A 21,789-nucleotide genomic window follows, 5' to 3' on the forward strand; every position below is an offset into this window, starting at 1 on the left:
CGAGGAATCAGAGGAAAGTGTCCCCGACGAGAGCGCCTCCCCCGCGGAGCCAGTCCACCGCCTTCATCTGGCGCTTCCCGGACGGCTGCACCTCACCGATCCGAACCGCTCCTTGCCCCGCCCGGACCAGGAGCCCCTCGGCGGGATCCGCGACGAGGATCTCTCCTTCGGCGGCCTCCCTCCCGGCCTCCACTACCGCCGGCCGGAAGAGCTTGATCGCCTCGCCGTCGAGGGTGGTCCAGGCTCCCGGAATCCTGTCCATTCCCCGAACATGCCGCGCAATTTCCACTGCGGTGCGGCGCCAATCTACCCGCGCCCCGTCGCGGTCGAGCTTCGGCGCGTAGGTCGCACGCGCATGGTCCTGCTCCCGAGGCTTCACCATTCCCGCCTCGAGGAGTCCGAGCGCTTCAACCAGTGCCTCGGCGCCAAGCTCGGAAAGGCGCGCATAAAGGACGGAAGCGGTGTCGTCGGGGGCGATCGGAACCTCTCGCTGGAGGAGGATCGGTCCCTCGTCCATCCCCGCCGTCATCCGCATGATCGTGATTCCGGTGGTCTCGTAACCCCGAGCGATCGCCCAGTTCACCGGCGCCGCTCCCCGCAGTTCGGGAAGGAGCGAAGCGTGGACATTCCAGGACGCGAGCTCTGGGAGTTCGAGCACTTCCGGGACGAGGATGTGGCCGTAAGCCACGACGATCGAGATCTGTGGATCGAGGAGCCTGAGGGCGTTCAGGAAAGCCTCTCCCCGCGGGTGCTCGGGAGTGAGGACCGGGAGCCCTTCCTCGAGGGCGGCCTTCTTCACGGGCGAAGCCCGCAGCCGGCGCCCCCGACCCGCCGGACGGTCGGGCCGGGTCACCACGCCGACGACGTCGTGTCCCTCCCCGATCAGGGCTCCGAGAGAGGGGATGGCGAAGTCCGGAGTGCCCCAGAAGAGCACCCTCACGCACTCTCCTCCAATAGGAGCTTTTTGTACTTGCTCAGGAGGAGCCGCCGCTTCAGCGGGGAGATCCGATCGAAGAAGAGAATCCCCTCCAGGTGGTCCACTTCATGTTGCAGAACTCGGCTGAGCAGCCCTTCTGCCTCGATCCTGATAGGACTCCCCATGGGGTCGAATCCTTCGAGAACCACCCGTCCCGGCCGGCTCACGATGTCGCTTACCCCGGGGACACTCAGGCACCCCTCGGATTCCCGCTCCTCCTCGACACCCAGCTCGACGATCGTCGGATTCACGACGGCGTGGCGCTCACCCTTTCCTTCTTCCCCGCGGCTGGTGTCGGCCACGAGCACGCGGAACGGAATCCCGATTTGCGGGGCCGCGAGTCCAGCCCCTTCGGCGAAAACCATTGTGTGGAACATGTCCCTGACGAGCTCCCGAAGAGCTTCGTCGAAGGTCTCCACCGCATTCGCCTTTTCCCGAAGGATCGGGTCGCCCAGTATAACGATCTCTCGCACCGCCATCTCGCTCACTCCACTCCTTTGTTCACCTCAGGGCCGCGGGCACGATCGCTCAGGTCGAAGTGCCAGGCGCGGCCGTCCGGCTGATCTTCTGCCGCTCGACGACGAGCCGGGTGTTTTCGCCGGTCTTGAGCGTCACCCGATCCTCTTCGACGTGGACGATCGTGCCGATGATCCCACCCACGGTGGCGACCTCGTCGCCCTTCTTCAGCGCCGCCACCATCGCCTGATGGCGTTTCCTCTCGTCCCGCTGAGGCTTGATGAGGAGCCAATAGAAGATCGCCCCGATCAGGAGGACCTGGATCGCGATCGAAAGCATCGGGCTCAATTAGGCCTCCACGTCCATCGGACAGGCACCGGTTGATGGGTTCACCTTTTCGTTCACTCCACACCGAGATTTTTCTCGTGCCGCGGGGACTCTACCCCGCCTTGCCCCGGTACCGTTCCAGCCAATCGGCGCTCCAAGTCGCGAAGCGCCCCTCGCGGACACGCCGTCTCGCCACCTCGGCAAGCCGAATGAGGAAGCGGAGATTGTGCAGGGAGAGGAGCCGGTGGGCGAAGGCCTCGCCGGCCACGGTCAGGTGCCGAAGGTAGGCGCGGTCGTAACGCCGGCAACACTCCGCGTCGCATTCGGGGTCGAGGGGCCCGGTATCCCGCTGGAATCGCGCGGCCTTGAGGTTCACCTGTCCTTCCGCCGAGGTCCAGGCGGTGCCGTGGCGCGCGTTCCGGGTGGGGGCCACACAGTCGAAGAGGTCGCACCCGCGGGCGATCGCTTCGAGAAGGTCGTCCGGATATCCGACGCCCATCAGGTACCGCGGCCGGTCGGCCGGGAGATCGGACTCGAGGGCCTCGAGCGTCGCCCACATCTTTTCCTTCGGCTCTCCGACGGAGAGGCCGCCGATCCCGAAACCGTCCCAATCCCCCATGGCCCGGACCTCCCGAAGGTGACCGAGCCGCAGCTCCGGATACACGTTTCCCTGGAGGACGGGAAAGAGGCTCTGCGCAGGGCCTTCCCGTTCAGCCACGAGTTCGTCGAAGCGGCTTCTGCACCGTGCCAGCCAGCGCAGCGTCCGCTCGTTCGCCGCGTGGGCGACTTCCGCCGGGCACCCGCCGGGAGGGCATTCGTCGAAGGCCATGATGACGTCCGCACCGAGAAAGCGCTGGATCTCCATGACGCCCTCTGGAGTGAAGAGATGCCGCGACCCGTCGATATGGCTCTGAAACTCGACCCCTTCGTCACGAATCGAGCGGATCGAGGCGAGGGAAAACACCTGGTACCCCCCCGAGTCGGTGAGGAGGGGCCCGTCCCAGCGCATGAAGTCGTGGAGTCCGCCGAGCTCGTGGACCAGCCGGTGCCCCGGCCGCAGGTAGAGGTGGTAGGTGTTCGCGAGGATCATCGAGGCGCCCACCCCCGCAACCTCGGCCGGCGACAAGGTCTTCACCGCGCCGAGCGTTCCCACGGGCATGAACTGGGGAGTCTCGACCACTCCGTGCGGCGTATGGAAGCGCCCCGTGCGGGCCGCTCCCTCGACGGCGTCGAGAGTGAAGGCGAAGGACTCCGCGGTGTTCACTCCCCCTCCTCCCTATGCGCCGGCGTCACGACCATCGCATCCCCGTACGAATAGAAGCGGTACCCGGTGCCAATCGCGGCTTCATACGCCAACATCGTCGTCCGGTAACCCGCGAAGGCGGCGACGAGCATGAGGAGGGTGGACCGGGGAAGGTGGAAGTTGGTGATCAGAGCATCCACGATGCGGAACCGGTGGCCGGGACGGATGAAAAGCTCCGTCTCGCCGGATCCCGCCCGGATCGTGCCGTCTGGATCGGCCGCTCCTTCGAGGGTCCGGACGACCGTGGTTCCGACCGCCCAGATCCGTCCGCCCCTCGCCCGCGTTTCGGTGATCGCGCGGGCGGTTTCGGGAGGAAGTCTCCACGATTCACGGTGGAGGCGATGCTCGCCGGAGTTCTCGGACTCTACGGGGCGAAAGGTGCCGGGGCCGACGTGGAGCGTCACCCGAGCGATGCCGACACCCCCCGCCTCGATTGCCTCGAGGAGCTCCGGCGTGAAGTGGAGTCCCGCGGTCGGCGCGGCAACCGATCCCGGCTCGCGGGCGTAGACGGTCTGGTAGCGCTCACGGTCGAGCGGCTCGTCCTCCCGCTCGAGGTAGGGGGGAAGGGGAATCCGGCCCAATTTTTCCAGAACTTCGTCGGGGCGGCCCGCGGTCTCGAGGCGCACGATGCGCCCTCCGTCGGGAAGCCCCTCCTCGATGACCACGGTCAGCTCCCCGGAGACCACGAGCCTCCGCCCCGGCTTGAGCTTCGCCCCGGGACGCACGAGCGCCTCCCAGCGCAGGGCGTTCTCCACTTTTCCCGGAGCCACGGGCCGCAGGAGCAGGACCTCGCAGCGTGCGCCGGTCGGCTTGATCCCGATCAGGCGAACGGGGAGGACGCGGCTCTCGTTTAGGACTAGGAGGTCGCCCCTCGCGAGAAGGGAGGGAAGATCGAAGAAGTGGAGGTGCGCGAGCTCCGGCGGGGCCGGCGGGACCTCGAGCCGTCCCTCACCGTCCCCGGTAGGGCCCCGCGGCACGACGAGGAGCCGGCTCGCGTCCCGGCGCTCGGCCGGATAACGCGCGATGCGCCCCTCCGGAAGTGCGTAGTTGAACGCGTCGGTCCTGGACAGGTCCGGACGCGTGCCACGGGGATGTGCGAAAGCGCTCACTCCCTGAAGAGCGACCCCTGGTCCGGGACCCCTTCCGGCGGGGTGTAGCCGAACCGGCGATAGGCGCGGGCGGTCGCGATGCGCCCCCGGGGGCTCCGCATCAGAAAGCCCTCCTGGATCAGGAAGGGCTCGTAGACCTCCTCCAGCGTTTCGGTGTCCTCGCTCAGAGCGACCGCGAGGGAGGCGAGCCCGACCGGCCCGCCGCCGAATTTCTCCAAAATCGTCTGGAGGATCCGCCCGTCCATCTCGTCGAGCCCGTATTCGTCCACGTCGAGGAGCTCCAGGGCAGAGCGGGCGACGTCTCCGCTGACCACGCCGGCGGCGCGCACCTGGGCATAGTCGCGGATGCGGCGGAGAAGCCGGTTGGCGACCCGGGGGGTTCCGCGCGCCCTCCGCGCCAACTCCCGTCCTCCCTCTTCGGTCATTTCGATGTCGAGGAGCTCGGCGCTCCGCTGAACGATTCGCTCGAGATCCTCGGGTGGATAAAAACCCAACCGATGCACGATTCCGAAACGCGCCCGCATCGGAGCTGTGAGAAGCCCGAAGCGCGTCGTGGCGCCGACGAGGGTGAAGCGCGGGATCTCCATCGTCATCGTCTGTGCATGTGGCCCCTCGGAGATCCTGACCTCCACGCGGTAATCCTCCATCGCTGGGTAGAGGAACTCCTCGATGACCGGCCGCAGGCGATGGATTTCGTCGATGAAAAGAACGTCCCCCACGCTCTGGTTCGTGAGGAACCCCACCAGGTCGGCCGGCTTCTCGAGGACGGGTCCGGAGGTCGTGCGGATGGCCACGCCCATCTCTTCCGAGATGAGGGCGGCGAGCGTCGTCTTCCCGAGACCCGGCGGGCCGTGGAAGAGGATGTGATCGAGCGCCTCCCGGCGCCCGCGCGCCGCCTCGATCGCGATCCTCAGCCCTTCCTTGACCTTCTCCTGGCCGACGAATTCGTCGAGACGCCTCGGGCGAAGGGTCGGTTCGATCCCGCGATCCTCCTCCAGGACCTCGGGCGTCGTCACCTCACGCCGGGCCTTCATCGGCGGGCCAGCACCTTGCGCACGATCTCCTCGGCCTTCCCGCCCGCGGCCTCCCCCAGGACCGCCCGCACGGCGCCGTCCGCTTCCTGGAAGGGCATCCCGAGCGCCACGAGTACCTGCACGGCGGCCTGCGGCCCTTCCCCTCCACCCGCCCCGGCCGCGAGGTCCGTCTCGATGCCTGCCATCCGGTCCGAGAGCTCGAGGACGAGACGCTCGGCCGTCTTCCGTCCCACTCCCGACACCTGTACGAGCGCGGCGATGTCCTTTTCGGCGAGAGCCCGGGCCAGCCGCGGCGCCGGATATGTCGAGAGCATGGCGAGCGCGAGCTTGGCCCCCACCCCCGTCACCGCCACGAGCCGGAGGAACAACGCGCGCTCCCCCTCGGTCAGGAAGCCGAAGAGGGCGACCTGGTCCTCCCGCACGCGGTACACGGTACGGAGCTCGACTTCCTGGCCCGTGGGAGGAAGCCGCATGGCGACGGAGAAGGGGATCTCGATCTCGTAAACGACGCCGCCCGAGGTGGCGATCTCCACGCCATGCTCGGTCCGGGAGACGAGGGTGCCGATGAGGCGGGAGATCACGGGCGGCCCCGCGCTGCAAAGCGGTGTGGGAGCGTCCCCCCACTGCCGAGGGCGCCGTCGACCCCCATGACGAAGTGGCAAAGCGCGGCCGCCACCCCGTCCGCGGCGTCCGACGGCGCCGGGGGAGTCTTCAAGCGAAGGCGTTCCTGCACCATGAAACCGACCTGATCCTTGGTGGCGTTTCCGTGTCCCACCACGGCCTTCTTGATCTCGCGGGGGGAATATTCGTGGATCGCGACGCCGCGGAGCGAGGCCGCGAGGAGGATCGCGCCCCTCGCGTGCCCGAGAACGAGGGCGCTCCGAACGTTTTTTCCCTGAAAGACGGCCTCGACGGAGACGGCGTCCGGCTGGAATCGCGCGAGCACCGCCTCGATTTCTTCGAAGATCTCCCGGATTCGGTCTGCCAGGGGCGCCTTCGAGGTCGTCCGGACGACCCCACATTCCAGAAGGGAAAGCCGGCCCTCCCCCGTCCGGGAAACGACCCCGTACCCGGTCGCCGTCGTCCCCGGGTCGATCCCCACCACCGTCAGCTCCCGGCCCTCCCGTTCCCGGCCCACCCCCCCGCTCACCCTCACGAAGGGTTCGTCACGACATCGCCTCTTCCATCACCCGCTCGTCAATGTTCGCGTTGGACGAGACCTTCTGGACGTCGTCGTGCCCCTCCAGCACCTCGAAGAGTCTCAGGAGCCGCTCCGCGTCCCCCCGGGTGACCTCGATCTCGCTCTGCGGAATCATGGCCAACTCGGCCTGGGTGACGGCGATCCCGGCCTTCCGGAGGCCGCTCTGGACCCCGTGGAAGTTGGCGACTTCGGTCGTGATCACGAATTCGTCCCCCTCCGCGGCCACGTCTTCCGCGCCCGCCTCGAGAGCCGCTTCCAGGACCGCTTCCTCCTGGTACCGCTTGGCGTCCACGTAGATCTGGCCCATTCTCTGGAATTGCCAGGCCACCGAACCCGAGGTCCCCAGGTTGCCCCCGTTCCGCTCCAGAATGTGCCGGATTTCTGCCACGGTCCGATTCTGGTTGTCCGTCGTCGTTTCGATGAAGAGGGCCACGCCGCCTGGACCGTACCCTTCGTACGCGATTTCCTCGTAGGAGACCCCCTCGAGCTCGCCGGTGCCGCGTTTGATCGCCCGATCGATGTTCTCCGCGGGCATGTTCCCGTTTTTTGCGGTATCCACCGCGAGCCGAAGCCGGGCATTGGACTCCGGATCGCCGCCACCGGCCCGGGCCGCCACCGTGATCTCGCGGATCAACCGCGTGAAGAGCTGCCCGCGCTTCTGGTCGTTGATCGCCTTCTGCCGTTTGATTTGCTTCCACTTACTGTGACCTGCCACACACGCCTCCTGAAGTACGCGACGTCTCCCGTCGGAGAGGGGTCGGAACCGAGTGCTTGAGGGGGAGAATATACGAGCGGCGCCGGAGGGCGGACCACCCCGGGGCCGGGTCCAGGGCGCCTCTCGGAGGGATTCGCGGGAGCGCGAGGGGCACGCGCCGGGCTCCCGCGCCGTTCAGAGGCGGGCGGTCAGTTGGACCGGCGCTTCTTGGAGACCTCGTCCAGGACCTTCCGCTCCTCGTCCGTGAGGGCCTCGATTCCGCGGGCTGAGATCTTGTCGAGAATCCGATCCACCTCGTCGAGGAGCTCCTCTTCCCGCTTGCGGGAGCGCAGTAGATTCCGCCCCGTGGAAGCACGGGAATCCGCCTCCTCCCGCGATGGTTCACGTGGCACGATCGCAAAACGCTCCGAAGGCCGGGACCTTCGGGCTTCCCCGAATCGGGCCGTGAGCCGGTCACCCAGCTTGATGTACGCCAGCCCCGCCAGAACCCCGCCCATGTGCGCGAAGTGGGCGACCCCTCCCCCTTCCCCCCCAAAACCGCTGATGAAGGAAAGCGCGAAGAAGATCATCACGAGGAGGATCGCTTTGACCGGAAAGATCCCCCAGACGTAGATCGGCGTGTCGGGCCAATAAAGCGCGAAAGCGAGCATCAGCCCGTAGGTCGCCGCGGACGCCCCGATGATGCTCGAGCTGGAGGCGAAGACGAAGCTCAGAGCCACGCCTCCGAGACCGCAGATCAGAAAGTATTTGATGAACTCGTTCGATCCCCAGCGGCTTTCCAGGGGTGGTCCGAAGAAAAAGAGCACCAGCATGTTCATCAGCAGGTGCCAGCCGTCCGCGTGCAGGAACATGTACGTGACGGCACCCCACGGACGCGTGAACGCGTTTTGCGGGGAAAACCCGAACCATTCGAAGAAAAACCCCTGTCCGACGAGGACCGACAGGAAAAAGATCGCCGTATTCGCGACGAGGAGCCGCTTGACCCAAGGGGTCAGGGAGTCAGCGAAGCCGAGCCGCTGCGATCCATATGACATGGGGTACCCGGAGTAAAAGCCGGTTCGCGCCGGGGAAGCGAATGGGGGTTCATACTACCTCCCCGCGGCAGAGGATTCAACCCGCCCCGCCAGGAGTTGTTCCGGCGCCGCCCGGAGGGCCCGCGAGGCGCCTCAGGGCGACTCTCACGATTCGGTCGCAGAGCTCCGCGAATGGGATCCCCGCCGCTTCCCCGGCCTTGGGGAGGAGCGAATAACGCGTCAGTCCCGGGAGGGCATTCGCCTCCAGGCACCAGGGAACGCCCGCCTCGTCCACGATGAAATCCACCCGGGAGAAGTCACGAAGGAAGAGGATCCGGTGGACCTCGAGGGCGAGCGACTGCACCCGCCCGGCGAGCTCCCGAGAGATCTGCGCTGGAAAAATTTCCTCGGCGAGTCCCGGCTGATACTTGCAGGCGTAATCGAAAAGCTCGTGGGCCGGCACGATCTCCCCGACCGGAAGGGCCTCCTCGCCCACGATTCCGACGGTGAGCTCGCGTCCCCGCACGTAGCGCTCGAAGAGGATGCGGTCCTCGTAACGAAGCGACTCTTGCACGGCCGCCCTGAGCTCGGTCCGGTCGTGCGCGAGGGTGAGCCCGAGAGTGGAGCCTCCGGAAGGTGGCTTCACAATGACGGGAAATCCGAGCTCGGCCTCGACCCGCTCGAGAGCAACGGGTCCGGCAATCCAATCCGGTGTCGGGATCCCGGCGGCCCGCATCAGACGCTTGCTCACTTCCTTGTCCATCGCGAGGGTGCATCCCAGCCGTCCACTTCCGGCGTACGGGAGTCCCGTCAGGTCGAGGAGGGCCTGGAGCGTCCCGTCTTCCCCCGAGCCGCCGTGGAGCGCGGGAAAGACGAGGTCGGTCCCCAAGACTTCCGGCGCTCGGGTGAGCGCGGTCGTGTCGCCGGTCGCCAGAAGGTCCGGGACGCCCGCCGGGGGGGGGGCTTCCGCGACGCCAGAGGCGAGGTGGCGGTCCACTTCGGCCGAAGAGAGGACGCCGCGCGCGGTGTCCACGCAGACAACCTCGTGGCCGAGCGACTCGAGCGCGCGCGCGACCTGGGTGCCCGACGCGAGCGAGACTTCGCGTTCCGACGAGGCGCCTCCCATGAGGACAGTGATCCTCAGGGGTGCCCCGGCCGGCTTGGAATCCGGGCCGGTCACTCGGGGAGGCCGCTCAATCGAAGCCGGTTCCCTCAGGGCGCCGGGAGAAGACGACGGGAAGGTTGGCCCACATCCGCACCCGGTCGCCGTTTCTCCGCCCTGGCTGGAAGCGGAGCTCGCGCGCGCCCTCGACCGCGGCCGAATCGAGCCCCTGGTGCCCTGAGGACTCCATCACTTCGACAGAGTCCACCACTCCGGTATCGGTGACCCGGACGCGGAGGAGGGTCTCCCCCTCGATGCCCCGGTCCCAGAGTGAGAGGGGGTATCGAACCTCCTCGCCGTACAGGGGGATGGGCTGCTGAAGATCATCGGGGCCCCCACACGCCGCGAGGGCCCCGAACAGGCCGACGACAACGACGGGCCCCGCGAACGGACGAAGGAAGCCGCCGACCGTCATCTCGGCTCGCTCTCCTCGTTGCGGATGGAGTGCGAAGGGTCGCGCCGCCGCAGCTCCCCGACGATCCGGCTCAGGACATTCAGGGCTTCGAGTGGAGTCATGTTCTCGGGCTCGAGTTCCCGCAGCTTGCGAATGGTCGCGTCCTCAGCGGTGAAGAGAGAAAGCTGGCCGGGGGGGACCGTGGATCCGGGGCGATGGGCGCCTCCCCTCCCCAAGCCTTCGCCCCCCGCCGAATGCGTCCCCTCGAGCTCCGCGAGGATCTCCTTCGCCCTCGCGATGATGGGGGCGGGAAGCCCCGCGAGCCTCGCCACCTGAATTCCGTAGGAGCGATCGGCCCCGCCCTCCTCGAGGCGACGCAGGAAAACGACCTCATCCCCGGCCTCCCTCACCGCCACGTTCATATTCTTTACACCCTCGAGAAGATCCCCGAGCTGCGTCAGTTCGTGGTAGTGCGTCGCGAAGATCGTCTTGGCCCGCACCCACTCGTGGAGGTGCTCGGTGACCGCCCAAGCGATGGATACCCCGTCGTAGGTGGAGGTCCCGCGCCCGATTTCGTCGAGGAGGATGAGGCTCCGGGAGGTCGCGCCGTGCAGGATCGCGGCGGACTCGTGCATCTCGACCATGAAAGTGGAGTGGCCCCGCGCGAGGTTGTCGGAGGCGCCGACGCGCGTGAAGATCCGGTCCACGAGCGGAAGGCGCGCCCGGTCGGCCGGGACGAAGGATCCGATCTGCCCCAGGAGCTGGATCAGTCCCACCTGGCGAAGGATCGTGCTTTTCCCCGCCATGTTCGGGCCCGTCAGGATCACGATCGAACCCGATTCGTCCAGGATCAGGTCGTTCGGGATGAAGTCCCCCTTCGGCATCATCGTTTCGACGACCGGGTGGCGGCTCCCCGCCAGCTCCAGCTCGAATCCGGTGTGCAGCTCGGGACGCACGTACCGCCGCGCCTGGGCCACCTGGGCGAAAGTCGTCATCAGGTCGAGGCGCGCGAGCCGGCCCGCCCCCTCCTGTAGGCGCGAGACTTCGTGCGCGAGCTCTCCGCGCAGCTCCTGGAAGAGGCGCGTCTCCAGCTCGAGGATGCGCTCCTCCGCGCCCGAGACCTTCTCTTCCCATTCCTTCAGCTCCGGGGTGAAGTACCGCTCCGCGTTCGCGAGCGTCTGCTTCCTTACGTAGTCGCCGGGAACGCGGTCCAGATTCGCCTTCGTGATCTCGAGGTAGTAGCCGAAGACCCGGTTGAAGCCGATGCGGAGGGAGCCGATCCCCGTTCGTTCCCGCTCCCTCGCCTGGAGCGAGGCGATGAAGTCTCGTGCTCCGTCGCGGACCCCGCGGAGCTCGTCGAGTTCGGCGGAAAACCCGGTTCGGATCACTCCTCCCTCCCGAATGGAGTGCGGGGGGTCATCCGCCAGCGCGTGGCCGAGCCGGGCGACCAGGTCGTCCATCGGATCGAGCCCCGTCGTGACTTCGCCCAGGAGAGACGACTCGACGCCGGACGCGGCGGCGCGCAGTTCGGGAAGGAGCGCGAGCGAGCGCCCGAGCGCCCGGAGCTCCCGCGGGGTGACCCGTCCCGAGCCGACCTTGCCGGCGAGCCGTTCCAGGTCCTGGACCTTTGCGAGCGCCCGCCGCATCTCGTCCCGAAGCTCCCGCCCCCGCACCAGCTCCTCCACCGCGTCCTGCCTCGCCCAGATCGCCTCGGCGCTCACGAGCGGACGGAGAATCCACTGCCGGAGTAAGCGCGCCCCCATGGGGGTGACGGTGTCGTCGAGCACGGCGAGGAGGGTGCCTCCCTCTTCCCCCCCGCGGAGCGGCTCAACGAGCTCGAGATTCCGCCTCGTCATCTCGTCGAGCGCCATTTCGCTCCCGGGACGCCGAATCCGCGGGCGCTGGAGCTGGCCGGTGCCCCCGGGTTGGATTTCGCGGGCGTATTGGACCACCGCCCCCGCCGCGCCGATCAGGAGCCCGTCGGAAGGCTCGAAGCCGAGCCCGTCGAGAGAAATCGTTCCGAAGCGGCGGAGGAGCTCGTCCTCGCCAAGCCCTTCGTCGAAGATCCAGTCGTCGCGAAATGTCCGGACGAGCCCGCCCCCCTCTTCACCCCCACCGAGGCCCCGGAGAGGCGCCTCCTCGAAAGCGCGCGGAAGGAGGAGCTCCGCCGGCCCGATTCGCCCGAGCTCGGCGGCGAGCCCCTCGACCTCGACTTCCTCCAGGGTGAGCTCGCCGGTGGAGAGGTCGGCGGCCGCGATCCCGACCCGTCCGGCTCGCGGCGGGGTGACGGCGACGAGGTAGTTGTTGCGACCGGCGCGAAGGAGGGCATCGAGGAGCACGGTGCCCGGGGTGACCGTCTCCGTCACCTCACGGCGGACGATCCCCTTCGCTTCGGTGGGATCCTCGACCTGATCGCAGATCGCCGCACGACGGCCCAGACGCACGAGCCGAGCGAGGTAGTCGTCGAGCGCCTTCGCGGGCACACCGGCCATCGGCACCGCTGCCGCCGCGCCGTTGTTCCGGGCGGTGAGGGTGAGATTCAGGAGGCGGGAACCCTCTTCCGCATCCTTGTAAAAAAGCTCGAAGAAGTCCCCGACCCGGAAAAAGAGGAGGGAGTCGGGATGGCGAGCCTTCACTTCCCGCCACTGCCGCATGAGAGGCGTTTCTTCGCGTGTCGCCATGACGTCGGGGAGGAGCTCCGAGGAGGAGTCGCGCTTCGCGCCGCGAATTATGGGGCCACGCGCATCCCGCGGGCCACCTCCTCCACCTCCTGCATCACCCGGAGGAGGTTTCCGCCCCAGAGTTTTTGGACCTCGACTTCGGTGTACCCTCGGCGGACTAGCTCGAGGGTGACATTGAAGGTCTCCGAGGCGTCCTGCCATCCCTCTACGCCGCCTCCGCCGTCGAAGTCCGACGAGATCCCGACGTGGTCCACCCCGATCAGACGGACCGCGTAGTCAATGTGATCCACGTAGTCCCGAACGGTGGCCGCCGGGTACTGGAGCTCGATCGCGGCGATCCCCTCGTTGAATTGGTCCTGGTAGGAGCTGGACAGGTTCAGGTTGTCCATGTCCGCGCCGGGTGGAATCTCGAAGCGGGCGAAAAGCGAGTCGTAGGCGGCCGCCTTTGCCGGGGGCTGGATCTTCACGAAGGCGTCGAGCGCGGTCGTCTGTATGACTCCTCCGTTGTCGCGGATCGCGAGGAGCTGCTCGTCGTCGAGGTTTCGCGGGTGATCGGCGACCGCGCGAATCGAGGAGTGCGACGCGATGATCGGGGCGCGGGACCGCGCGGCGATGTCGAGCATCGTCAGCTTGTGTGCATGGGAGACGTCCACCACGATTCCGAGCCGGTTCAGCTCGTCCACGGCGGCTTCCCCGAGTGGGGAGAGTCCCCCCCACTCGGGCCCGTCGTCCCCGAGTGCGGGAAGCTCGACCGCGGCATCGCCGAACTGGCTGTGCCCGTTATGGGTCAGCGAGGCGTATCGCGCACCGAGTGCGTGCCACTCCTCGAGAGTCGAGAGATCCGTCCCGATCGGATAGATGTTTTCGACGCCGATGAGGGCCACGAGTTTCCCCGCAGCGCTGATCCTCTCCACGTCGGCCGCGGTGAGGGCGAGCTCGATTTCATTGGGGTAGAGCTCCTCCACCATCCGTCGGATCCCCGCGAATTTCTGCATGGCTCGTGCGTGGGCCGCCGCATATACCGCGGGCGTCCGCGCCTCCTGGGCGTGGTAGACGACGAAAAAGGCGGCGTCGAGCCCTCCCTCCCTCATCTTGGGAAGATCCACCTGGAAGGTCCCGCGCACCCCGGGGTCAACGGAGTCCGAAGCGAAGTCGAAGGGGATGTCCACGTGGGTATCCAGCGCGATCACGCGCTGGTGGATCCCCTGGGCCAGTGCCACGATCTCTTCTTCGGTCGGCGCCGCCGCATCCAAGGCCTCCTCGGGGGCCGGCTCCGCGGCCGGACCTCCACACCCCACCAAAACGAGCACGCCGGCGGTGAGTCCCCTCCTCCAAGACCAGCTCTTCGGTCCCATCACCTCTCCTCCTCGATCTTGGCGTTCGAGCGCCCTTGAGGCGCCACATTGTGCTGGCGGTTCGCGTTCGTCACGACGGTGACCGAACTGAACGCCATCGCGCCGTCGGCGACCCCCTCGATCGAGGTCAACGCGCGCTCCACGGAGGCCACGCACCCGGCGCAGTCGAGACCCGAGACGGGGAGGACGAATCGATCCTTGGTCCCCCCCTTCGGGGGACGGGGCTCGCGGCGCGGTGGTGTGGGAGGAGGAGCTCACAGCCGGCATGCCTCGAGGGAGCGAGGATCGCGAACCTCGGGGGCGAGTTGAACAATCCCGGAAGGGGCCCGGAGGTTCCCGGTGGAGCTCGCCCCAATCAGCGGACCGGCGACTCGAGATCGCGGTCCGACGACAAGATCGCCGGGATGCCGCGCCCCTGGATGGCTTGCAGGAGACCCGTCGCCTCTTCGGGGGTCGCGAAGGCGCCGATTCGGACCCTGAAAAGCGCGCTTCCGGGGACGCGAACCAGGCGCACCCCGAATCCCTCGAGGCGCGGATCCGACAGAAGCGCGCGGGCCGCGGCCTCTGAGGAGAACGCGCCGAGCTGCACCGTGGTGGGAAGGGAGGGAGTTGAAGTCGAACGGGTGGAGCTGGGCGGAGCGGTCGGAACGGCGGCGGTCGGAACGGCGGTGGTCGGAACGGCGGTGGTCGGGGCAGACACGGCCGGAGGGGGCACGGTCCGAGCGAGAAGCGGGTCCTGCGCCACTGAGGCCATGAGCGTGCGGGCCTCCACCCGATACGGACTCTCAGGATAGTCGCGGATGAGGATCTCGAGGTATCGCAGCGCAGCCTCCCGGTCGCCGAGCGCTCGAGCGCCCTGGGCGAGGCGCAGGAGCGCCTGATCCGAAAATCTCCCGCCCGGATATTCGACGACGAGGCGGCGGTAGTCGAGCTCCGCGATCGCGGGATCAATCGTGAGAAGTGCCCTCAGCCAAAGGCCGTGCTCCCGCTCGGCTCGCGACGCCCCGTCCCACCCGCGGCCGAGCCAATTCTCGAGGACCGTGCGACCGTCGCTGAATTGCCCTTCCGCAATGAGGCGGTCCACCTCGGTGAGCTCCTGGCCCTGCGCGAGGAGGGTCGAGGGGACGGCGGCCCAGAGCCCGGTCGCGGCGAGTGCAACGCGACTCCAGCGCAGGCGACCGACGATCCTCATGCCGCCGGCTCCAGCGCGACCATTCGCTCGAGAAGCCAACGCTCCAGAAAGTGGGCTTCGGACATGGATTGAGACTTGAGGAGGCGATCCATCTCGAGGAGCCCGTCGAGTGCCTCACGAATCCCTTCCGGGCTCCAGCGCCGGGCCTGCGCCTGGCACCGGGCCACGATGAAGTGCTGATTGCGCGGAAGGAGCGCGGCGAGGGCCTCCCCACCCCCCTCCAGGACGAGGCCGATTCGCAGGAAATGGGTGCCCAATGCGGCGGTCAGTCCCACACCACTTTCGCCCTGCTGAAGGAGGACCGGAAGGCCGTTCAGAGCCTCCCGAATGCGCCCCTCTCCGACGAGGTCGAGCCACTGCCACCGGTCCTGGCGCGGAAGGCGCGTGCCCGCCGCCGCGACCACTTCCTTCGTGATGACCTCTCCCTCTCCCACGAGGGTGGCCAACTTCTCGAGTTCCTGAGTAAGGATCGCGAGCTCGCCGCCGACGGACTGCGCGAGCGCGCGGGCCGCGTCTTCGGCGAGCTCGCGTCCGAACATGTCCTGACTCCAGGACATGAGCCAGCCGGGAAGATCGTTGGGACCCGGAGGCCGGAATTCGGCGGCTCGCGCCGCCTTCTTGAGGTCCTTGTAGAAGCGGGCGGTCGAATCCGGCTCCGAGCTGAGGAGGATGAGCGCCAGGCCGGGGGGAGGCGATTCGGCCGTCGCGGCGATCAATGCGCGTGCGCGCGGCGAGCTCGCCAACGCCTGCGTTTCGCGAAGGAGGACGACCCGCCATTCGGCCATCATCGCGGGCGTCCCGAGCACGGTCGCGAGAGTCTCCACAGTGACCTCGGAACCGCGCAGGAGGTCATAGTTGAAATCCCTTGTCGCGGGATCGAGGTGGAGCTCAACCAAGGCGCGCGCGGCCGCTTCTTTACGAAGCTCGTCCGTGCCGTGGAGATAATAGACGCCGCCCCGCGCACCACCGAGTGAGCGGGGAAGCGGAGATGATCGCATCGGTGGCCCGTGTTACCGGAGGCCGATTCGGAACAGCCCCGGTTCGCGGTACCTGCGACCCAGGCTCGAATGCAGATAGAGGAGGGAGTTCGACCGGGACCAGAGGTCCGACTCCGCGAAAAGCCCGCCGGGCGGAAGAGAAACCATGGGCCGGGTTGTGGCGAGCGGCACGAACGGGAGGGGCGCCGGTCGGCGGGCGACGATCGGCGTCAGCTCGATGTTCGGTTCGACGCTGCGCACGAGGGGTGTCCAAATGAACACGGCCAGCACGGCCGCGACCGCGACGATGGCCATGACTCCCGAGGCTCCCAATGAAGCCTTCCCCCTTCGGCGCTCCTCCTCCAAGGAATAAACCGCGTGGCGCAGACGGTCGTGAAGATCCTCGCGGGGCTCGACCGGAGGAATCTCCCGCAGGAGGGCCACACCGCGGCGGACCACTTCCAGGTACCGCCGGCAGGAGGGGCATCCCTCCAGGTGGCCCGAAAAGGCCGTCCTGTCGGAGGAAGACGCTCCCCCGTCGTAGAAGTCGGAGAAGCGCGCGAGAAACTCCGAACACTTCATCGTCGTGCGACCCTCCGGTGAAGGACCCTCGGTACAGTAAGGAGTTCGTGACCACCGCAGTCGGAGGTTGATACAGGATCCGCGCCCGGCGGGTTCCACACCGAGCGGCTTACGACGAGAGGGTGGGGAAAACGAACCGCCCCCGCCGGACTCCGGCGGGGGCGAGGTTTCGCAGAGGCTTCGAGCGCGAGCGCGGCGACCGTTGCGCCCGCCCTCGCGCGCCCGGGGGTCAGTCCACCATGGGAGCCACGATTCGCGCGAAGTTGTTGCGCGCGCGATTCAGGCGGCTCTTCACCGTCCCGAGGTTCGTCTCCGTGATCTCCGCGATATCCTCGTAGGTGCGCCCTTCCAGCTCGCGCAGGACGAAGACGATTCGGTGATGCTCCGGGAGCTCCTGGACGGCTTTCTCGACGACTTCGCGGAGATGACGCTTCCGGTAGAGATCGTCCGGCCGGAGCGATTCATCCTCCCACTCGAGTGGCCGGTGGTCCGCGTCCCAGTTCTTCTTGATCGTCTGGAAGAGGACGAGCGGATTCCGAGAGCGGTTCCGGAGCTCGTTCTTCGCGAGGTTGCTCGCGATGGTGTAGATCCAGGTCGAAAACTTCTTCGACTGGTCGAAGCGGTGCAGGTGGCGGTAGACCCTCACAAAGGTCTCCTGCACGAGATCCTGGGCCCGCTCCCGGTCTCCGACGGTCCTGTAGACGAAGTTGACGAGGCGGGAGTCATACCGATTTACGAGCTCCCCGAAGGCCCGCTGTTCGCCGTCGAGGAAGCGCTGGACGACCTCGCTGTCCGTCAGGGAGGCGAGCTCCTCTCTCGTTTTCCGGGCGGGACCCGCGTCGGGAGGAAGTGCGCCCTTCTTCGTCTTCGTGGCGAGCATGGTCGGCCACCTCGTCTTGCGAGGGATGCGCCCCCTGGAGAGGGGGAGGGCTCTTCGCCCTGCACCCGACTCATTAAGCAGGAAGCGTACCGAGTCGGGACTGGCCCGGGGACAAGGCTTTCGGCCCCGCAGCTTCGCGCCGTGTCCTCCTCAGGGGACACCAACGGCTGGGAAGGGGACAGGTCCGGCGGGGCCTTCCGTCCCTCCTGACCCGGGTGTCAGGGGAAGACTTTTCCCGGGAGAAGCTCCGCTCGGACTCCGGGGTGCGGCGCCCACCACGACGGCCGCCCTCCTGGCAGGCGGGATGCCTCAGCGAGGGGGAGGCGACCGCCGCTCAGGCCAGACGGTCTCGAGGAAGGAAGCGGCGAACAAGATGGCGCAGAGGCTCTTCGCGTCCACGATCTCTCCCGTGCGAATCTTCGCGAGAACCCGAGAGAGGGGGAGCGTCACGACCTCCATGAACTCGTCCGCGTCCCGGCTCGTTCTCCCGGGCGCGAGGTCGGTCGCCGCGAAGAGGTGAATGACTTCGTCCGTGAACCCCGGGGTCGTGTAGATCCGGCTCAGGTATCGTAAATCCCCGGCCTCGAACCCGGTCTCCTCCGAAAGCTCCCGGCGCGCGCACGCCTCCCAGCTCTCGCTCGGCGAGTGCGGGATCCCCGCCGGAATTTCGTAGATCTCGCCCCCAGCCGCGTACCGGTACTGATGGATCAGGACGAGCCGCGGATCCGTAGAGTTGGGGGGATCCAGGAAGGGAACGACGGCCGACGCCCCCGGGTGCGTGATCAGCTCCAGCTCACCGCTGTCGCCGCCCGGAAATCGCACCGTGTCGAGGCTCAGGTGGACGATTCGCCCATCATAGATCTTCCGCCGCGCCATGCGTCCCGGCGTCGTCTCGTCGTCGTGTCGGCTCAACCGTCGAGCACCTCCACGGACCCGAGCTCCAACGCCTCCACCTCCGGGAGAATCCGTTCGGCGTCCCCCACCACCACGACACCGGCGCGCTCCGGGTGAAGGTGAGCGCGCACCGCCGCCCGAGCGGACTCGAGCGTGACCGCCCGAATCCTCTCCCGGAAGAGATGATGGTAGTCGTCCGGAAGGCGAAAGAGGACGAGCTCGGCGAGCCGCCCCGCGAGCTGGGCCGTGGTTTCCATGCGCAGGGGGAACACTCCCGCGAGGTAGTCTCGCGCGCGATCGAGCTCATCCGCGGTCGGCCCCTCGTCGGCGAAGCGGCGGACGACCGCCATCGCCTCCGCGAGCGCCGGCGCCGTCACCTCGGTCTGGACCGCCGTTCCGATCGTAAACGCTCCCCCCGAGCGTCGGAAGGAGAAGTGGGAATGGACCCCATATGTGAAGCCGTGTCGTTCGCGCAGGCTCAAGTTCAACCGGCTGGTGAAGGCGCCACCGAGGACGAGGTTTGCCACGCGAAGCGGAATTTCGTCCGACACGCCTCGCTGGGGACCCACGTGCCCGATACGGATCTCGGACTGGACCGCTCCGGGCCTCCGGACGATAACCACCCGGCGCTCGACGGACCCCGGGGGCAAAGGGGAGGAGGGACCCGCGTCGGTCGGAGCGGTCCATTCGCCGAGGTGCCGCCGGGCGATCTCCGTCACGTGATCCGGGAGGAGGTCGCCGACCACGACGAGGCCGCCCCCCGCCGGAGAATACCGCGAGGTCGCGAAGGCGCGCACCGCCTCCGGCCCAAGCGCCCCGATGGACGCTTCCGTCCCCGCGAGCGGGCGGTGATACGGATGCCGGACGTCGAAAGCCGTCCGGTCCATCGCGTCGTCGGCCAGGTCTCCTGGATCCATCCGCCGCTGTGCGATCGCGGCGAGCCTCTGGTTGCGCACACGCTCGACCTCGTCGGATGGGAAGCTGGGACCCTGCACCATCTCCGACAGGAGGGCGAACATCTCGTCGAACCGCTCGGCGAGACAGGTGAACCCGATGGTCGTCCCGTCCCACCCGGTCGCGACGCGGAAGGCGGAACCCAGCCCCTCGAGTGCTTCGGCGAGCTCGGTCCCCGTGCGCCGGGCCGTTCCGCCCTGGAGCGTCTCTCCCGCGAGGACTGCGAGCCCGGCCCGCTCCTCTGCGAGCCCCATCTCTCCGGCGTCGAGCACCAGGGTAGCGCTGGCCAGGGGGACGCTCGCGCGTCGCATCGAGCGGAGCTGGAGCCCATTGGCGAGGGCGTCTGCAACAACCGGCGGGAGGTGGAAGGGACGGATGGCGGCGGACTCGGGCGGCTCCGATCTGGATCGGCTCACACCGCCCCCCGGGGGACATAGGTGAGAACGGCCCGGTTGTCGGGCCCGAGCGTGTCCCGGGCGAAATCCCTTATGCCCTCGGCCGTCACGGCACGAACCCGTTCCACCTCCGAGTTCAGGCGCGCCGCATCCCCGAAAACCGTCTGATTCATCGAGAGGAGGTCGGCCCGCGAGGCGAGCTCTTCGACTTCCCGGACGAGACCGGTCTCCGCCAGCGCGACGGCCCGGTCCACTTCGGGCGGCGCCACGTCCGCCAGCGCGTCCACCTCGCCGAAGAGCGCTTCCTCTAGGACTTCGGGATCGGCCCCGGCATATCCGGTGAGCCGGCACACCATCATGGTCCGGCCGGTCGCGAGCGGGTAAGCGAAAGCGGCCACATCCTTCGCGACGCGCCTCTCCCGCACCAGCCGGCGGTACAGTCGCGATGCGCGTCCCGCCCCGAGCACGGCGCTCGCGACCTCGGCGGCATAAAACTCCTCGTCGGTGACTGGAGGGATCCGGAATGCCAGGTGGACCCTCGGCAGGGGAACGTCCGCCTCGACGCGCTCCACGGACGTCCCCCCGATCGCGGGCTCGATCTCCGTCCGTCCCGGGATCGGGGGGAGATCCAATCCCCGCGGAATCTCGCCGAAGTAACGCGACACCAACTCCATGGCGCCCGCCGGGTCGAAATCCCCGGCGAGGGTCAGAACGGCGTTGTTCGGACGGTAGAAGGTGTTGAAAAAAGCGGTGACGTCCTCGAGATCCGCGCGCCCCAGATCCTCCATGGAGCCGATCACGGAGTGGTGGTAGGGGTGATCCGGCGGAAATACGGTCGCAAGCATCCGTTCGTCCCAGTCCCCGTACGGCTGGTTGTCGTACCGTTGGCGCCGCTCGTTGCGGACCACGTCCCGCTGGTTGTCCAACTTCTCCTGATCCATGGCGGGAAGGAACCAACCCATGCGATCCGACTCGAGCCACAACACGAGCTCCAGTTGGTGCGAGGGGACCGTCTCGAAGTAGTTCGTCCGGTCGAACCAGGTGGAGGCATTCAGGGAGCCCCCTGCGCGCTCCACGAGCTCGAAGTGGCGGCCCTTTTCGACGTGGGCCGACCCCTGGAACATGAGATGCTCGAAGAGGTGCGCGAATCCGGTCCGCCCCTCGCGCTCGTTCCGCGAGCCGACCCCATACCAGAGGTTGACCGCGACGACGGGAACGGAGGGGTCAGGCGCGAGGATGACGGTGAGGCCATTGTCCAGGGCGTGCCGGCGGATGTCGAAGGAAAACAAAGTCGCGCGTCTCCCGGGAGAAATTCCGGCCGTCGGTCAGGGTCTCTGGAGGAGACGTTCGCGGAAGGACGACGGCCCCAGAGACTCGGCGAGGCAGGCCAGCGCGGCCTCCGGGCCGTCCTCGATCCGTTCGTCCACTTCGGCCAGGCGGTCCTCGTCCCCCGGCTCCGTGCCCACGCGCGCGCGCTCGAGCATCTCCATCGCTCGCTCCTCCCACCCCGCCGCCGCGAGCGCGAGCGCCGCGAGAAGCTGGGCCTCGAGATCTTCCGGACGGAGTCTCGCCCCCTCGTCGAGCGGTCCAAGAGCCTCCTCCAGGTCACCCAGCTCCACGCGGGCGAGCCCGAGCAAGAGAAGAGGCCAACCATCTTCCGGATCGAGCTCAATTGCGCGGCCGAACGCGTTCGCCGCCAACTCCATCTCACCCGCGAGCGCGCGCGCGACGCCGATCTCCAAGTAGATCACGGGGTCGTCCGGCTCGAGCCGCGCCGCCGCTTCGAGCTCTTCCAGCGCGTCGGAGACCATCCCCTCGCGTGCGAGGAAGGCACCGTACATCCAGCGCGCCTGTGCGAGCTCCGGCGCCAGGAGGGCGGCAGTGCGGAGGGCCAGGCCCGCCGCGGGATCGTCCGTAGCGGCGAGGGCGTTCCCCGTGGTGGCCAGGAGGACCGGATCCTGCGGGCTTGTGTCGAGAACCATCCGAAAGTGCTCGGTCGCGGCCGCCTCCAAACCGAGCTCGCGCTCCGCGAGTCCGAGCCAGCAGAGGAGATAGGGATCGCCGGGTTCGGACTCGAGCCCCTCCTCCAACACGCGAACGGCTTCCTCCCACTCCTCCCCCTGTACCGCGGCGAGGACCGTCCGGAGCAGCGCATCCACCGCCGGCGAAGGACCCAATGCGTCCGTCAC

At 67.9% G+C, this 21,789-nt stretch carries 22 protein-coding genes and 1 pseudogene; all 23 read right to left on the reverse strand.

The features are described from left to right. Window positions 1-7: 7 nt before the first annotated feature. A complete protein-coding gene (fmt, locus tag WEG36_04290) occupies window positions 8-940 on the reverse strand; it encodes a methionyl-tRNA formyltransferase (GenBank protein MEX1256820.1) in 933 nt (310 codons plus the stop codon). Continuing rightward, complete coding sequence (gene def / locus WEG36_04295; protein MEX1256821.1) at window positions 937-1,455, reverse strand: peptide deformylase; 519 nt, start codon at window positions 1,453-1,455, stop codon at window positions 937-939. The genes fmt and def overlap by 4 nt, the downstream gene beginning before the upstream one ends. Before the next feature lie 49 nt (window positions 1,456-1,504). Further along, a complete protein-coding gene (yajC, locus tag WEG36_04300; GenBank protein MEX1256822.1) occupies window positions 1,505-1,771 on the reverse strand; it encodes a preprotein translocase subunit YajC in 267 nt (88 codons plus the stop codon). Window positions 1,772-1,871: 100 nt separating this feature from the next. Then, on the reverse strand, window positions 1,872-3,023 hold the full coding sequence (gene tgt / locus WEG36_04305) for a tRNA guanosine(34) transglycosylase Tgt (GenBank protein ID MEX1256823.1): 1,152 nt from the start codon (window positions 3,021-3,023) through the stop codon (window positions 1,872-1,874). Then, window positions 3,020-4,171 carry a tRNA preQ1(34) S-adenosylmethionine ribosyltransferase-isomerase QueA gene (queA, locus tag WEG36_04310; GenBank protein MEX1256824.1) on the reverse strand — a complete coding sequence of 384 codons (1,152 nt, stop codon included), beginning with the start codon at window positions 4,169-4,171 and terminating at the stop codon, window positions 3,020-3,022. The genes tgt and queA overlap by 4 nt, the downstream gene beginning before the upstream one ends. Further along, window positions 4,168-5,205 (reverse strand): Holliday junction branch migration DNA helicase RuvB, encoded by a 1,038-nt coding sequence (gene ruvB / locus WEG36_04315; GenBank protein MEX1256825.1) that lies wholly within the window; start codon window positions 5,203-5,205, stop codon window positions 4,168-4,170. Before ruvB ends, queA begins: the two co-directional genes overlap by 4 nt. Beyond that, window positions 5,202-5,786, reverse strand: a complete 585-nt coding sequence (gene ruvA / locus WEG36_04320) for a Holliday junction branch migration protein RuvA (GenBank protein MEX1256826.1) — start codon at window positions 5,784-5,786, stop codon at window positions 5,202-5,204. The genes ruvB and ruvA overlap by 4 nt, the downstream gene beginning before the upstream one ends. After that, window positions 5,783-6,361 (reverse strand): crossover junction endodeoxyribonuclease RuvC, encoded by a 579-nt coding sequence (gene ruvC, locus WEG36_04325; protein MEX1256827.1) that lies wholly within the window; start codon window positions 6,359-6,361, stop codon window positions 5,783-5,785. Before ruvC ends, ruvA begins: the two co-directional genes overlap by 4 nt. A 10-nt stretch (window positions 6,362-6,371) precedes the next feature. Continuing rightward, the gene (locus WEG36_04330) at window positions 6,372-7,121 is read right to left on the reverse strand and encodes a YebC/PmpR family DNA-binding transcriptional regulator (GenBank protein MEX1256828.1); all 750 of its coding nucleotides are present in this window, start codon (window positions 7,119-7,121) and stop codon (window positions 6,372-6,374) included. A gap of 188 nt (window positions 7,122-7,309) precedes the next feature. Then, window positions 7,310-8,155, reverse strand: a complete 846-nt coding sequence (locus WEG36_04335) for a rhomboid family intramembrane serine protease (GenBank protein ID MEX1256829.1) — start codon at window positions 8,153-8,155, stop codon at window positions 7,310-7,312. Window positions 8,156-8,231: 76 nt separating this feature from the next. After that, window positions 8,232-9,314 carry a D-alanine--D-alanine ligase gene (locus tag WEG36_04340; GenBank protein MEX1256830.1) on the reverse strand — a complete coding sequence of 361 codons (1,083 nt, stop codon included), beginning with the start codon at window positions 9,312-9,314 and terminating at the stop codon, window positions 8,232-8,234. 13 nt (window positions 9,315-9,327) lie between these two features. Then, on the reverse strand, window positions 9,328-9,711 hold the full coding sequence (locus tag WEG36_04345; GenBank protein ID MEX1256831.1) for an energy transducer TonB: 384 nt from the start codon (window positions 9,709-9,711) through the stop codon (window positions 9,328-9,330). Next, on the reverse strand, window positions 9,708-12,371 hold the full coding sequence (gene mutS, locus WEG36_04350; protein ID MEX1256832.1) for a DNA mismatch repair protein MutS: 2,664 nt from the start codon (window positions 12,369-12,371) through the stop codon (window positions 9,708-9,710). The genes WEG36_04345 and mutS overlap by 4 nt, the downstream gene beginning before the upstream one ends. 47 nt (window positions 12,372-12,418) lie before the next feature. After that, the gene (locus tag WEG36_04355) at window positions 12,419-13,726 is read right to left on the reverse strand and encodes a dipeptidase (protein ID MEX1256833.1); all 1,308 of its coding nucleotides are present in this window, start codon (window positions 13,724-13,726) and stop codon (window positions 12,419-12,421) included. Further along, window positions 13,726-13,899, reverse strand: a pseudogene (locus WEG36_04360) (heavy metal translocating P-type ATPase). Before WEG36_04360 ends, WEG36_04355 begins: the two are co-directional and overlap by 1 nt. A gap of 182 nt (window positions 13,900-14,081) precedes the next feature. Further along, window positions 14,082-14,918, reverse strand: coding sequence for an SPOR domain-containing protein (locus tag WEG36_04365; protein ID MEX1256834.1), 837 nt, complete (start codon window positions 14,916-14,918; stop codon window positions 14,082-14,084). Beyond that, on the reverse strand, window positions 14,915-15,916 hold the full coding sequence (holA, locus tag WEG36_04370; protein MEX1256835.1) for a DNA polymerase III subunit delta: 1,002 nt from the start codon (window positions 15,914-15,916) through the stop codon (window positions 14,915-14,917). Before holA ends, WEG36_04365 begins: the two co-directional genes overlap by 4 nt. Before the next feature lie 12 nt (window positions 15,917-15,928). Next, on the reverse strand, window positions 15,929-16,477 hold the full coding sequence (locus tag WEG36_04375) for a zf-HC2 domain-containing protein (GenBank protein MEX1256836.1): 549 nt from the start codon (window positions 16,475-16,477) through the stop codon (window positions 15,929-15,931). 229 nt (window positions 16,478-16,706) lie between these two features. After that, on the reverse strand, window positions 16,707-17,357 hold the full coding sequence (locus tag WEG36_04380; protein MEX1256837.1) for a sigma-70 family RNA polymerase sigma factor: 651 nt from the start codon (window positions 17,355-17,357) through the stop codon (window positions 16,707-16,709). Between the two features lie 309 nt (window positions 17,358-17,666). Further along, complete coding sequence (locus WEG36_04385; GenBank protein ID MEX1256838.1) at window positions 17,667-18,269, reverse strand: NUDIX hydrolase; 603 nt, start codon at window positions 18,267-18,269, stop codon at window positions 17,667-17,669. After that, window positions 18,266-19,621, reverse strand: a complete 1,356-nt coding sequence (locus WEG36_04390) for a pitrilysin family protein (protein ID MEX1256839.1) — start codon at window positions 19,619-19,621, stop codon at window positions 18,266-18,268. The genes WEG36_04385 and WEG36_04390 overlap by 4 nt, the downstream gene beginning before the upstream one ends. Then, window positions 19,618-20,889 carry a pitrilysin family protein gene (locus WEG36_04395; GenBank protein MEX1256840.1) on the reverse strand — a complete coding sequence of 424 codons (1,272 nt, stop codon included), beginning with the start codon at window positions 20,887-20,889 and terminating at the stop codon, window positions 19,618-19,620. The genes WEG36_04390 and WEG36_04395 overlap by 4 nt, the downstream gene beginning before the upstream one ends. Window positions 20,890-20,925: 36 nt before the next feature. Then, window positions 20,926-21,789, reverse strand: coding sequence for a tetratricopeptide repeat protein (locus WEG36_04400; protein ID MEX1256841.1), 864 nt, complete (start codon window positions 21,787-21,789; stop codon window positions 20,926-20,928).

Source organism: Gemmatimonadota bacterium (assembly GCA_040882465.1).
GTDB lineage: Bacteria > Gemmatimonadota > Gemmatimonadetes > Longimicrobiales > Gaopeijiaceae > JBBEBG01.